This is a genomic window from Pandoraea sp. XY-2, assembly GCF_004193915.1.
GTDB classification, from domain to species: Bacteria; Pseudomonadota; Gammaproteobacteria; order Burkholderiales; family Burkholderiaceae; genus Pandoraea; species Pandoraea cepalis.
This window is the reverse complement of sequence record NZ_CP030849.1, coordinates 1318546-1330838: the sequence shown is the minus strand read 5'-3', so window position 1 is coordinate 1330838 and position 12293 is coordinate 1318546. Positions and strand designations below refer to the sequence as shown.

The 12293-nt window shown below is 61.0% G+C and carries 13 protein-coding genes and 1 tRNA gene; 3 read left to right on the top strand and 11 right to left on the bottom strand.

Going from position 1 to position 12293, the window contains the following annotated elements:
• Window positions 1-9: 9 nt before the first annotated feature.
• From DRB87_RS06160 to DRB87_RS06150, 3 genes are all read right to left on the bottom strand, one after another.
• Entirely contained in the window at window positions 10-753 is a 744-nt protein-coding gene (locus DRB87_RS06160; RefSeq protein ID WP_130025250.1) for an SDR family NAD(P)-dependent oxidoreductase, read from the bottom strand.
• 301 nt (window positions 754-1054) lie between these two features.
• Window positions 1055-1345, bottom strand: a complete 291-nt coding sequence (locus DRB87_RS06155; protein ID WP_206100071.1) for a YciI family protein — start codon at window positions 1343-1345, stop codon at window positions 1055-1057.
• 21 nt (window positions 1346-1366) lie between these two features.
• Window positions 1367-2374, bottom strand: a complete 1008-nt coding sequence (locus tag DRB87_RS06150) for a quinone oxidoreductase (protein WP_370363615.1) — start codon at window positions 2372-2374, stop codon at window positions 1367-1369.
• Between the two features lie 84 nt (window positions 2375-2458).
• Here DRB87_RS06150 and DRB87_RS06145 point away from each other — a divergent pair, with 84 nt between their 5' ends.
• Complete coding sequence (locus DRB87_RS06145; protein ID WP_130025249.1) at window positions 2459-3373, top strand: LysR family transcriptional regulator; 915 nt, start codon at window positions 2459-2461, stop codon at window positions 3371-3373.
• 755 nt (window positions 3374-4128) lie between these two features.
• Here the strand turns inward: DRB87_RS06145 and DRB87_RS06140 are convergent.
• Together DRB87_RS06140 and DRB87_RS06135 are read right to left on the bottom strand one after the other, a co-directional pair.
• Window positions 4129-4500, bottom strand: coding sequence for a type II toxin-antitoxin system VapC family toxin (locus tag DRB87_RS06140; protein ID WP_130025248.1), 372 nt, complete (start codon window positions 4498-4500; stop codon window positions 4129-4131).
• Window positions 4451-4693: a type II toxin-antitoxin system VapB family antitoxin gene (locus DRB87_RS06135; RefSeq protein WP_130025247.1), complete on the bottom strand. Its 243-nt coding sequence runs from the start codon at window positions 4691-4693 to the stop codon at window positions 4451-4453. The genes DRB87_RS06140 and DRB87_RS06135 overlap by 50 nt, the downstream gene beginning before the upstream one ends.
• 295 nt (window positions 4694-4988) lie before the next feature.
• On the opposite strand from DRB87_RS06135, the gene DRB87_RS06130 reads away from it, so the two are divergent.
• Window positions 4989-5297, top strand: a complete 309-nt coding sequence (locus tag DRB87_RS06130) for a hypothetical protein (RefSeq protein ID WP_130025246.1) — start codon at window positions 4989-4991, stop codon at window positions 5295-5297.
• Window positions 5298-5349: 52 nt separating this feature from the next.
• Here the strand turns inward: DRB87_RS06130 and DRB87_RS06125 are convergent, their stop codons facing one another.
• Entirely contained in the window at window positions 5350-5538 is a 189-nt protein-coding gene (locus tag DRB87_RS06125) for a hypothetical protein (RefSeq protein WP_130025245.1), read from the bottom strand.
• A 37-nt stretch (window positions 5539-5575) separates the two neighbouring features.
• Here DRB87_RS06125 and DRB87_RS24125 point away from each other — a divergent pair, with 37 nt between their 5' ends.
• A complete protein-coding gene (locus tag DRB87_RS24125) occupies window positions 5576-5953 on the top strand; it encodes a tyrosine-type recombinase/integrase (protein ID WP_130025244.1) in 378 nt (125 codons plus the stop codon).
• Window positions 5954-5986: 33 nt separating this feature from the next.
• Here DRB87_RS24125 and DRB87_RS06115 read toward each other — a convergent pair.
• The 5 genes from DRB87_RS06115 to DRB87_RS06095 all read right to left on the bottom strand — a co-directional run bounded on the left by DRB87_RS06115 (window position 5987) and on the right by DRB87_RS06095 (window position 12185).
• Window positions 5987-6077 (bottom strand) — tRNA-Ser (locus DRB87_RS06115).
• A gap of 102 nt (window positions 6078-6179) precedes the next feature.
• Entirely contained in the window at window positions 6180-7484 is a 1305-nt protein-coding gene (gene serS / locus DRB87_RS06110; RefSeq protein WP_130025243.1) for a serine--tRNA ligase, read from the bottom strand.
• A 165-nt stretch (window positions 7485-7649) separates the two neighbouring features.
• Entirely contained in the window at window positions 7650-9056 is a 1407-nt protein-coding gene (locus DRB87_RS06105) for a replication-associated recombination protein A (RefSeq protein ID WP_083902402.1), read from the bottom strand.
• A 142-nt stretch (window positions 9057-9198) separates the two neighbouring features.
• Window positions 9199-9849, bottom strand: coding sequence for an outer membrane lipoprotein chaperone LolA (gene lolA, locus DRB87_RS06100; RefSeq protein ID WP_130025242.1), 651 nt, complete (start codon window positions 9847-9849; stop codon window positions 9199-9201).
• A gap of 5 nt (window positions 9850-9854) precedes the next feature.
• The gene (locus DRB87_RS06095) at window positions 9855-12185 is read right to left on the bottom strand and encodes a DNA translocase FtsK (RefSeq protein WP_130025241.1); all 2331 of its coding nucleotides are present in this window, start codon (window positions 12183-12185) and stop codon (window positions 9855-9857) included.
• Window positions 12186-12293 lie beyond the last annotated feature (108 nt).

Genomic DNA, 12293 nt, shown 5'->3' with positions numbered 1-12293 from the left:
GCCTGATCTTCAAAGTGTTTGCCCGTTCTCGGCCTTGATGATCTGGCCGGTCAATGAGCGGGACGTGAGCAGCAGGGAGATGGTCTCTGCAATATCCTCCGGTGTCGAGATGCGCTGAAGCGGAAGGTTGCCCGAGAGTTGGCGCATCTTGGCCTCAATGCCGGACCACCAACGGGTTTCGACCGCTCCGGGCGCGATGCAATTGACACGGATTTCCGGCGCCAGTGCGTGTGCCAGAGATTTGGTCATGCCATGCAGGGCCGCCTTGGAAACGGCATAGGGGAGCGACGAGCCATAGCCGGTTTCTCCGGCTATGCTGCCTACATTGACGATGGCACTACCGGGTACTGCGCGCAAGTGCGGTGCTGCCGCCCGACTACAGTTGAATGCGCCTTTGACGTTGACCGCGAAAAGATCGTCCCAAACGTCATCGGCAACTGCCTCCAGGTCAGCGAATGGCATCTGTCGGGTGATGCCGGCGTTGTTGATGAGATAGGTGATGTTCCCAAAAGACTCGACGACTTCGGCCATCGTGCGCCGTACCTGGGCGTCGTCCGCAACATCGGTTTGGATGGCGATGGCGTCCTGGCCTCTAGCGCGAATAGCGCTCACCGTGTCGTTGGCTTCTGCGTCGCTGCGCGAATAGATGATCACCACCGCGCATCCGGCTGCTGCCAGTTTCTCGCTTGTGGCCCGACCAATACCCGTACCGCCGCCAGTGATAACGGCAACTGGTTTCTGGGTGCTGTTCATTTCAATGTCCTCTTTTCTAAGTAATCTATTTGTCTAGTTCCCGTTCCTTCGAGCGAATTTCCACCACCCGTCGAGCAGGATCCCCGCCAACCCATCATCGGGATAACGCACTTCGTCGCCGGCAGACCGATCGCCGAGATTTCTTGTGGTTCCGCGCGCTCAGGTTTGCAACGTGCCTCAATATTTGCCTTTCAATCGCGCGAGAAATCTCTCGATTTTCTGTTTCCAGCATGCTCCGATGACTGATCGTCGCCGCCAATGGCTTGGCCGGCGACGACAGTGTCTTTGGCATTCGGCAACGCTACGCTCCGAACGCGGGCATGCCCTGAGCGGCCATCGTCGGTTCCCAGGCAATGATTTGGTAGCTGGCGACCCCGGCCTGATGAAAGGGGTCTTCGGCAATCCATTGCGAGACTTCTTCAAGTGCGTTGGCTCTGGCGAGAATTACGCCACCGGTTCGCGGCGCCTTCCGGCCCGAGAGCAGGAAGTGCCCCGCCGCGTAATGGCGATTCAGAAAGGCGCGATGGTCGTCCATGTGGACGTCCACTTCGGACAGCGGGCGCAGATAGTCGAGAAGGATGAGAAACAGCATGATGATCCTCGTTGTTTTTGCTTAGGGACGCAGGAGAATGGCACCGACGGTTTGCCCGGCTTCCAGCCGGCGATGTGCCTCCGCCGCTTCGCTCAATGGAAGGATATCGCCGACCGTCGGCCGCAGCCCGGCCTGCAGTTGCCGGATCGTGGCCAGTGCACCTTCGCGGTAACGTTCCAGATCCGTCATGAAACGGAAGACACCGGGCCGGGAGAGCGCCACCGAGCGCGCCGGACCGAGCAGCGACAGATCGAGCAGTCCGGGGTCACCCGCCACTTGGCCGACATTAGCGACCATACCGTAGGGACGTACGCAGCCGAGAGTATCGAGCAGGGTCTTTCCACCGATGCCGTCGATAGCGTAATCGACGCCCTGCCCATCCGTCAGCCGCAGGACCTCTGCCACGAAGTCCTGATCGCGGTAATTGATGGCGTGGTCCAATCCGTGTGCGATGGCCAGTTCCGCCTTGGCCGATGAACTAACGGTGCCGATGACGCGAGCGCCCATGGCCTTCGCCCACTGCACAAGCACTAGCCCGAGACCTCCGGCCGCGGCGTGCACGAGCACCGTTTCGCCGGCCTTCAGCGAATAGACGTAAGTCAGCAGCATGTGAGTGGTGATGCCGCGCAACAGCAGACTGGCCACCGCATCGTCGGGTACGTCGTCGGGCAATGCGATGGCCCGGTCGGCCGGCAGGTTGCGGGCGCTGGCATAGCCGCCGGTGGGTAAGCCGGCGTAGGCAATGCGTTGGCCCAGGCGCACCGTGTGGACGTCTGGCCCGAGTGCCTCGACGATGCCAGCGGCCTCGACACCGAGCACTGCGGGAAGGGAGGGCAGCCGGTAAAGGCCGATGCGGTGATAGATGTCGACATAGTTGACACCGATCGCCGTGTGCCGGACGCGGATCTCGCCGGCCGCCGGCGGAGGCAACGGTTCGTCTACGGTGGTCATTGCCGACGCGTCGCCATATTGACCGATAACGATCCGGGACGCTGCTGATGAAGCGTGAAATGATTCGCGCGGTGTCATGGTGTTCTCCTGATGGATGAGCTTGCAAGCGCAGCTTACGTCTAGCAAAATTACCCATCAATTCTCCGAATATCGACATTTACCGTGCAAAAAAACACAGCCATCACTGGCATTGGAAAGCGCGCTCTCCAGTGGGATGACGTCCGTTATTTTCTGGAACTGGCGCGCACGGGCAGCCTGTCGGGCACGGCTCGCCGGCTCGGCGTCGAGCACTCGACCGTGGCAAGGCGCGTCGAGGCACTGGAACAGTCGCTGGGGATCAGGCTCTTCGACCGCTTGCCCAAAGCCTGGTCATTGACGGCGGAAGGCGAGACGCTGGTCGCCCAGGCTGGCCGACTGGACGACGAAGCCCAGGCGTTTTCGCGGGTGGCACTCGGCGTTTCATCCTTGCAGGGAACGGTCCGGCTGTCGGCCCCACCTGCCTTGGCGGGTCATTTCCTCGTGCCTCGCCTGGCCGCCATGCGCTCCAGGTGGCAGAACATCGATCTTGAGGTTATTGGTGAAGCGCGGGATGCCAATCTGGCGCGGGGCGAGGCCGATCTTGCGGTCAGAATGTCGCGGCCGACTGCGGCGGGACTGGCTGCGCGTGGCATTGGGGACATGGGTTATGGACTTTACGCAGCCCATGGTTATATTCGCCGGCCGGCGGATGCCTGGGAGTTTCTGGGTTACGACGATAGTCTTGACCAAGTACCGCAGCAGCGCTGGCTGACCCAGGTTGCCGGCAATCGGCGTTTTGTCTTCAAGAGCAACGATCTCACTGCATTGCTCAACGCCGCCCGTGTGGGTCTTGGAATCGCGGTACTCCCTCATTTCCTGGCAGCCAACGACGATGCATTGTCGTTGGTCCCAGACCCCGTCTGCACCACGGTAAGAAAGCTATGGCTGGTGATGCATCCCGATGTCAAACGCTCACCACGTGTGCGGTTGCTTGCCGATCTACTGGTGGAGGTGGTCGTCGAGGCGCAAGCGCTGCTGTTGGGAAATGCCCCCGAGTGATCTACCAAGGGTTTTTCCATCTTGCTGTCGCTGCAAAAGATTAATTCTCCAAAAAGCTCGCATCGCGGCTGGTCCGGATTTAGCCGAGCAAATCACACCCAGTCAAAGACGGGAGCCGAGTTGAAAATATTGATCTCGCCCGAGATTGATGAGTGCTTGGCTCTCGCTCGAAGCTCCGGCAAGAAAATCGCAGGCATAACCCTCCTCCACCGTAGCAACGGCAAACCCTATGCCGAGAAGCACCTGAGCGCGACGTTCAGAGTGGCTCGTACGAAAGCAGGTATTGCGGACTTCGCGCTATAGGATCTGAAGGGCAAAGGGGCAACCGATATGTGGCTTGCAGGCGTACCATGCGAGCGTATCCAAGTGTTATGCGGACACGATGGCGTGACGACAACGGAGATCTACGTGAAGTCGCATTGGCGCGGCGTAGTAGAACCCAATCGCGTGACGCAGCAGGCGTCGTAAGTCCGGAAATATTAGACAAATGTCTAATATTCGAAGCGTACAGACGAAAAAAATGCCCGCTAGGTTAGCGGGCGCTTTTTTGCAAAGCAAGATGCTTGGCGGAGAGGGTGGGATTCGAACCCACCCGGATTGCGAGGGGTGTGAAATGCTGGGGAGGGCGGTGGAATGGACCACTCGCCAGAGCCAAAACGATCATAAAGGGATGCTGTGGTCAAAAAATCCCCCCACCATGTTCGCCATCGGCACCGGGCTTTCTGGAACGGAATTCCGACGACCGCCGATTTCTCTTAGTGAAGAATCTTTGCAGCGAGAGATAGTCGCTCGACCGTTGCGGCTAGACGCTTATCTCGTGTCCAAATGGTGGCACCGGGCGTGAGGCGTGTTGCCGCAAGCAGATGGGCATCGACATAGCCGATGCCCAAACCGAAAAGCGTTTGCTCCCCGATGAAACGCAAGACCTCGTCATCCGTTGCCACCGTAACGCGCGGAAGATCGCCCAGCGTCGAAACGACTACATCGCGATTCTTGAGGCTGCCAAGCGCAAGTTCGCCAATCACGTAGGGATGAGCCAACACTCGTCCAGTCTCTAGCAACCGGACGAGTGTGGCGTCACCGGCCCTCAGATGGTCGATCCAAACCGATGTGTCGACCAGAATCATGCGGGCTCCGTTTGGCGGCGGGGGATATCGGTGAGGTCTGCCTCTGTTCCCCCAGACGAGCCAAACGACGGGCGCTTTCGCGCTCGATCAAAGCCTTGAGCGCTTCACGGATCAATGCTGACTTCTCCTGCAAGCCCGTGAATGCCTGCGCTTTCGCGAGAAGTTCGTCGTCCAACGCCAAAGTAGTGCGCATATGTCACCTCCATCGATGTGAGTGGCATAATTATAGCATCAAATGATGTCATAAATCGTGCCATCAGTTGGCTGGGCACCGTGCATGTCGTCAAGCTGTCGTCTACAGACGTTTGGCCCACATTCATTTCGCCTGTCATACGACACAAACGTTTTCGCGGTGCGTCGAAACGTTTTGAGTGTCGACGCATAGGCCGGGATATTCGGAAGTTGCTGAAACGCAAGGCTCGGCACTCCTGCGATGATGAATTCAGTCGTTAGCGCGGCTAAATTCATCGACATCTCAGGAGACTTTGATGAGTGATTCAAACAGAACCAGCGGGAAGGACGAAGGAAGCGGAGGTCAGGGGGATGACCGGCTCGACCTTCCCAAGTCGTTGACGCGTGAAGGGCATGTTGTCTGGTTCCACGAATACAAGAAGTACCTCGGTTACGCTTGGGACGAGTCAGCGGGCGAAATCAGGCGAGCGCATGTGTCCGACCCCGAGCACGCAATTTACTTTGAGACATTCGCGGAAGCGATGGTGGCGACGGATAGGTTGATGGGGCCTCACGTCATTATTCGTGCGGCGAAGCGTGGCGACAAACCGAGGTTACTTCGGTAACTTCGGTAGTCGCGGGGATGGCCCATCAAATGATGGGCCGTTCTAGAGCGGATCAGGTTTTCAATACGGCACGGAACGTTGCTCGATGTCGTTGAATACGCTGCGCGTCACTTTCCGGCTCATCGTCGGATGTCCAGAAAAGATCATCCTCAAGCTGCAATTCAAGATCGTCTTCTCGCTGCTTGATTACTCGTTCCTGCGCATCAATTCTTTCCCGGTACCTTTCGAAATATCTCTTCATCGCTGACTCGTGGCCCGCGAGAATCGGGAAAGGAAGCATGCACGTAGCGCAAAATCCGAAGTGGGCTGCGGACACAAAGAACGGGTTACCCCGTCTTGTGCCGATAAACCCGCGTATTGCGACTTGTGCACGGAGCCTGAAGCAAGCCACGCCAAAGATCACGATTCAACGGGCGTTCGAGCGAGCACGACGAGATGTAGAAATGTCGCATTTGCACTTCCATGACCTGCGGCACAGTGCGGCCAGTGCGTTGGTCAATGCGGGAGTCGATCTATTCACGGTGGGACGTATCCTCGGGCATCGGGATACACGTAGCACGCAACGGTATGCGCACCTGGCCGTCGACTCACTGGCAAGCGCGGTGAACAAGATAGGACAAAAAAATCCCCACCGCAAAAACAAAAATGCCCGCTAGGTTAGCGGGCACTTCTTTGCAAAGCAAGATGCTTGGCGGAGAGGGTGGGATTCGAACCCACGGTACGGTATAACCGTACACCGGATTTCGAGTCCGGCGCATTCGACCACTCTGCCACCTCTCCAAGCGTTCTTTCTGCTTTGGTTCGCTGCCCAAGTGGCCTCAAGCAGCGAGAAAGAGATTATAGCCGAATTTCGTCAGCCGCCAACCCCCTTTCCAAATTTTTTTACGCAGCCGGCGCGAGGCGCTCGATGCCGCCCATATACGGACGCAGCACATCGGGCACCGTCACCGAGCCGTCCGCGTTCTGGTAGTTCTCCAGCACCGCGACCAGTGCGCGCCCCACGGCCAACCCCGATCCGTTGAGCGTGTGCACCAACTCCGGCTTGCCCTGCGCATTGCGGAAACGCGCCTGCATCCGTCGGGCCTGGAAGCTCTCCATGTTCGAACACGACGAAATCTCGCGGTACGTGTTCTGCGCCGGAATCCAGACTTCCATGTCGTACGTCTTCGCGCTGCCGAAGCCCATGTCGCCCGTACACAGCACAATCGTGCGGAACGGTAGTTCAAGCTTCTTCAGAATCGCTTCCGCATGCCCCACCAGCATCTCCAGCGCATCGTACGACTCCTCCGGACGCACCACATGTACCAACTCGACCTTGTCAAACTGATGCTGGCGAATCATGCCGCGCGTGTCCTTGCCATAGCTGCCCGCTTCCGAACGGAAACACGGCGTATGCGCCACCATGCGCAGCGGCAACGCATCGCCCGCCAGCAATTCGTCGCGCACAAGGTTCGTCAGCGACACTTCCGCCGTCGGAATCAGATAGAAGTTCTCGATGCGCTCACCGTCCTCACCGCCCACCTTGCGCGGCACCTTGAACAGATCGTCCTCAAACTTCGGAAGCTGCCCCGTGCCACGCATCGACGCCGCATTCACGATGTACGGCACGTACGTTTCCGTATAGCCATGCTCGCTCGTGTGCGTATCGAGCATGAACTGCGCCAACGCACGATGCAGACGGGCAATACCGCCCTTCATCACCGAAAAGCGCGCACCGGCGAGCTTCGCCGCCGCGTCAAAGTCCAGACCCAGTGCGGCGCCCAGATCGACGTGATCGCGCGGCGTGAAGTCGAACGCGCGCGGCGTGCCCCACCGGCGCACTTCCACGTTCTGCGTTTCGTCCGAGCCGAGAGGCACGCTCTCGTGCGGCAAGTTCGGCACGCCCAGCAATACGTCCGACAGACGCGTCTGAATCTCCTCCAGACGCACCGACGACGCCTTGAGCGTGTCCGCAATGCCGCCGACTTCAGCGATTTCGGCCGAGGCGTCCTCGCCCTTGCCCTTTTTCATGCCGACCTGCTTCGAGAGCGCATTGCGGCGGGCCTGCAGCTCCTCGGTTTGCGTCTGAATCTGCTTGCGCTCCGCCTCGAGCGCAGCAAACGTCGCCACGTCCAGCGTGTAACCGCGCGCCTTGAGTCGCGCCGCAACGCCGTCGAGATCCTTGCGAAGAAGTTGAATGTCGAGCATGGTGGGGTGTCTGTCGTTAGCGGCCCACCGTCGTGGGCCAAAAAATTCGTTCTGGCTGCCCGCTTGCCCATCAAGGCACCGGAGGCAGCATCAAGCCAGGGATTTTACCAAACGCACACGGCGATTTCGCCATTTGGCGTGTTGGCGACGGCAGGCGCGTCCGCGTCAGGCCGATTCATCGTCGGAAGGCTCGGCCGGCGCGGGCTTTCCGGAAGGCATCGCCCCCGCACCCGACGACTTCGCCGGGGCATCGGCACCACGCCCCTTGGTGTTCGCGCGCCGCCACTCGGCATCGAGCGACTTCAACCAGTTGAGCTTCTCCCCAATCTTGCCCTCCAGCCCCCGCGGCACCGGACGGTACCAATGCTGGGCGCGCAGATCGTCGGGGAAATACGTCTCGCCCGCCGCGTAGGCATCGGGCTCGTCATGCGCATAGCGGTACTCGTGGCCGTAGCCAAGTTCCTTCATCAACTTCGTGGGCGCGTTGCGCAGATGGATCGGCACCGCCCGCGACTTGTCCTTGCCGACGAATGCCCGCGCCTGGTTGTAAGCGTTGTAGCCGGCGTTCGACTTCGGCGCCGCCGCAAGATACAAGATGGCCTGCGCGAGGGCGAGTTCGCCTTCAGGCGTGCCGAGGCGCTCGTAAGTCTCTGCCGCGTCGAGCGCGATGCGCGCCGCGCGCGGATCGGCCAGACCGATGTCCTCCCACGCCATGCGCACAATCCGGCGCGCGAGATAGCGCGGATCGGCGCCGCCGTCGAGCATGCGGCAGAACCAGTAAAGCGCACCGTCCGGCGAGCTGCCCCGCACCGACTTGTGCAACGCGCTGATCTGGTCGTAGAACGCATCGCCGCCCTTGTCGAAGCGCCGCAGATTCTCGGCAAGCACGCTGGCGAGCAACGCTTCGTCAATCGTCGTGACGTTCTGCATCGCCGCTGCCTGCGCGACGATCTCCACGTTGTTGAGCAGCTTCCGGCCATCGCCGTCCGCCGAATCGATCAGGCCCTGGCGCGCTTCGTCCGTAAATCCGATGTCGCCCAGTTCATGCGCCGCGCGCACGATCATCTCCCCGAGTTCGTCGTCATTCAGGCTCTTGAGGACATACACCGCCGCGCGTGAGAGCAACGCACCATTCACCTCGAACGACGGATTCTCTGTCGTCGCCCCCACGAAAATGAAGAGCCCCGATTCGACGTGCGGCAGGAACGCGTCCTGCTGCGCCTTGTTGAAGCGATGCACCTCGTCGACGAACACCACGGTTTGCTTGCCCTGTCCGCGCTGGATCTGCGCCGCTTCGACAGCGTCGCGAATATCCTTGACCCCCGAGAGCACCGCCGACAGGGCGATGAAGTATGCCTTGAACGCATCCGCCATCAGGCGCGCCAGCGTGGTCTTGCCCACGCCCGGCGGCCCCCACAGAATCATCGAGTGCGGACGCCCCGCTTCGAACGCCACCCGCAAAGGCTTCCCCTTGCCCAGCAAATGGCGCTGGCCAATCACGTCGTCGATGGTACGGGGGCGCAGGCGCTCGGCCAAAGGCACCGAAGCCGACAGAGGGGCGTCGTTTGACATGTTCTCAAGCAGCGCGGCCGGGGAATCCCCGGCCGCTTTCAGATCGTCAGATGTCCCCATTATGCCAGCCCGGACACCGCCCCGCCGGCAAGTAACGCCACCGAGGACGGGCACAGCGCGGACTGACGCGGACGAAGTGCGTTCAACCCTTGATCAGATCCGCCCCCTTGGGCATCGTGAACTTGAAGCTGTCCGCCGGCATCGGCGGATTCTTCTGCATCTTGTCGAATGTCAACAACGTGACGTTGCCGAACGCATCGTAGAGTTCCATCGCCGCCAGATTCCCGTCGCGAAACCCGATACCCACGCGCTGGAACTGCGTGTCTTTCGCCTTCGGTTTCAGCTCCACCCAGTCGATGCCATTCTTCACGCCGGCGTCCTTGAGGGTGAAATTCTTCTCGATGTCGTTGCTGCCGAACAGGATCGCCGCCGGGCTCGCGCCCAACGAAGCGCCCAGCTTGCGCTCGGTCACCTGGTTCAGATCCTTGTCATAGATGTAGAGCGTCTCGCCGTCGGCCTGCAGCAGTTGGTCGTAAGGCTTGACGTAGCGCCAGATGAAGCGGCCCGGGCGCGCAAACTCGAAGGTCCCCGAGGCTGCGTTCGACACCTTCACGGCCCCATCCTGCTGGCCCTTGACCTGCTTCTGCTCAAACTCGCCACGCGCCGACTTCACTTGCGCGACAAACGCCTTGAGCTGCGCCGTGCCGCTGGCATAGGCGGGGGCAACCAGCGCCGCCAGCGTCACACCAACAGCACCCGCGATAAGCGGCAAGCCGCGCTTGAATCCCAACATATTCCTTACTCTCCTTCGCGATTCGGCACCAGAATATCCCGGTTACCGTTGCTCGCCATCGCCGACACAACGCCGGACTGTTCCATCTGTTCGAGCAGTCGCGCCGCCCGGTTGTAGCCGATGCGCAGATGCCGCTGTACCAACGAAATCGACGCACGGCGCTGTTTGAGCACCAGGGCCACGGCCTGATCGTACAGCGGGTCGGACTCGCCACCGCCCTCGCCGGTTCCGCCGCCGGCGCCACCGGCACCGTCGATGCCGCCGTCTTCACCGTCGACAACGCCGTCCAGAATGCCCTCGACGTAATTCGCCTCGCCCTGCTCGCGCAGGCGCTCGACCACGCGATGCACTTCGTCATCGGCCACGAACGCCCCGTGCACCCGCAACGGCAATCCCGTGCCCGGCGGCATGTAAAGCATGTCGCCCATGCCCAGCAACGTCTCGGCCCCCTGCTGGTCGAGAATGGTGCGCGAATCGATCTTCGACGACACCTGGAACGCCACGCGCGTCGGCACGTTCGCCTTGATCAACCCGGTAATGACATCGACCGACGGACGCTGCGTTGCCAGAATCAGGTGGATACCCGCCGCACGCGCCTTCTGCGCGATGCGCGCGATCAGCTCTTCGACCTTCTTGCCGACGACCATCATCAGGTCGGCCAACTCGTCGATCACCACGACGATATACGGCAGGCGCTGCAACGGCTCCGGCGCGTCGGGCGTGAGCGAGAACGGATTCGGGATGTGCTCTTCGCGCTTGGCGGCGTCGTCGATCTTGTTGTTGTAACCGGCGAGGTTGCGCACCCCGAGCTTGCTCATGAGCTTGTAACGGCGCTCCATCTCGGCCACGACCCAATTCAGCGCATGGCCCGCCTGGCGCATGTCCGTGACTACCGGGCACAGCAGATGCTGGATGCCTTCGTACATGCTCATTTCGAGCATCTTCGGATCGATCAGAATCAGCCGCACCTGCTCGGCAGTCGCCTTGTAGAGCAGCGACAGGATCATCGCGTTGATCCCCACCGACTTGCCCGAGCCCGTAGTACCGGCCACCAGCAAGTGAGGCATTTTCGCCAGATCGGCCACCACGGGCTTGCCGCTGATGTCCTTGCCCAGCGCGAGCGTGAGCAGCGATGCCGAGTCGTTGTATATCTCGGAGCCGAGAATCTCCGTCAACCGCACCGTCTGACGACGCGGATTCGGCAGTTCCAGCCCCATGAAGTTCTTGCCGGGAATGGTTTCGACCACGCGGATCGATACGAGCGACAGCGACCGCGCCAGATCCTTCGCCAGGTTGACGATCTGGCTGCCCTTCACGCCGGTGGCCGGTTCGATTTCGTAGCGCGTGATGACCGGCCCCGGATATGCGGCCACGACGCTCACGTCGACCCCAAAATCCTTGAGCTTCTTCTCGATGAGGCGCGATGTGAATTCGAGCGTCTCGGCCGAGACGGTCTCCTGTGCGGCCGGGGCGGCGTCGAGCAACGCGAGCGGCGGAAGGATCGAATCGGGCAAATCGGCAAACAGCGGCGCCTGCTTTTCCTTCTCGACACGCTCGCTGCGGGCCACGACCTTGACGGGCGGCACGATCTGCACGGGTTCGTGTACTTCCGCACGCACGCGGTTCTGCACGATGGCGCCTTCGCGTGCAATTGCGGCCTCCTCGCCCAGCCGACGGTCCTGGCGCGCCTCGCGGCGGCGGCGGATCACGGTGCCGGTATCGAGAATCAACGCGCCGAACTGCTCGGCAACGCTTAGCCACGAGAAATGGAACAGCAGCGACAGGCCGAAAACGAAGATGAGCAGCAATGCCAGCGTGCCGCCGGTGAACCCGAACGCGTGCTGGAAGAAGCCGCCGACAGTCTCGCCGATCACGCCGCCCGAGGCGCGCGGCAATTGGGCTTTGAGGCGATATAGACGCAGCGATTCGATGCCGGCACTGGAGAGCAACAGCATCAGGGACGAAACGATCTCGACCCATCCGCCGCTGGCCAGCCGTTCGCGCAGCGGGGGCGCTTCGCGCTTGGCCGAGATCCGGCGATAGCCGGAAATCACGCGCCGGGCGATGAACACCACCAGCCAGTACGCCGAGAGGCCCAGCATGAGCAGCAGCATGTCGGCCACCCAGGCCCCCACGCGCCCCGCCCAATTGGCGATGCGCTCCACGTGCGCCGCATGCGTCCAGCTGGGGTCCAGACGGCTATAGGACAGCAACGCCATCAGCAGGAACACCATCAGCGCGACCTGCGCCATCCAGCGAATTTCATGGAAGAGGTGCGTCACCCGGTTGGGTAACGACGATCCGGCACCAGCAGAGTAGGAAGATTTCGTCGTCATCAAGCCATGCGGTTGGGCGGGCAGACGGGCGGCCTGCCGCGCGGCAAGGCTCCATTGTAAACAACTATTCCCCCACTTAATGTACGAATACGTGACAAGCCGTAACGC

Bases quoted from the DNA above. Each gene is read 5' to 3' on its own strand.
- DRB87_RS06160 (WP_130025250.1), bottom strand. From the start codon at position 753: ATGAACAGCACCCAGAAACCAGTTGCCGTTATCACTGGCGGCGGTACG.
- DRB87_RS06155 (WP_206100071.1), bottom strand. From the start codon at position 1,345: ATGCTGTTTCTCATCCTTCTCGACTATCTGCGCCCGCTGTCCGAAGTG.
- DRB87_RS06150 (WP_370363615.1), bottom strand. From the start codon at position 2,374: ATGACACCGCGCGAATCATTTCACGCTTCATCAGCAGCGTCCCGGATC.
- DRB87_RS06140 (WP_130025248.1), bottom strand. From the start codon at position 4,500: ATGATTCTGGTCGACACATCGGTTTGGATCGACCATCTGAGGGCCGGT.
- DRB87_RS06135 (WP_130025247.1), bottom strand. From the start codon at position 4,693: ATGCGCACTACTTTGGCGTTGGACGACGAACTTCTCGCGAAAGCGCAG.
- DRB87_RS06130 (WP_130025246.1), top strand. From the start codon at position 4,989: ATGAGTGATTCAAACAGAACCAGCGGGAAGGACGAAGGAAGCGGAGGT.
- DRB87_RS06125 (WP_130025245.1), bottom strand. From the start codon at position 5,538: ATGAAGAGATATTTCGAAAGGTACCGGGAAAGAATTGATGCGCAGGAA.
- DRB87_RS24125 (WP_130025244.1), top strand. From the start codon at position 5,576: ATGCACGTAGCGCAAAATCCGAAGTGGGCTGCGGACACAAAGAACGGG.
- serS (WP_130025243.1), bottom strand. From the start codon at position 7,484: ATGCTCGACATTCAACTTCTTCGCAAGGATCTCGACGGCGTTGCGGCG.
- DRB87_RS06105 (WP_083902402.1), bottom strand. From the start codon at position 9,056: ATGTCAAACGACGCCCCTCTGTCGGCTTCGGTGCCTTTGGCCGAGCGC.
- lolA (WP_130025242.1), bottom strand. From the start codon at position 9,849: ATGTTGGGATTCAAGCGCGGCTTGCCGCTTATCGCGGGTGCTGTTGGT.
- DRB87_RS06095 (WP_130025241.1), bottom strand. From the start codon at position 12,185: ATGACGACGAAATCTTCCTACTCTGCTGGTGCCGGATCGTCGTTACCC.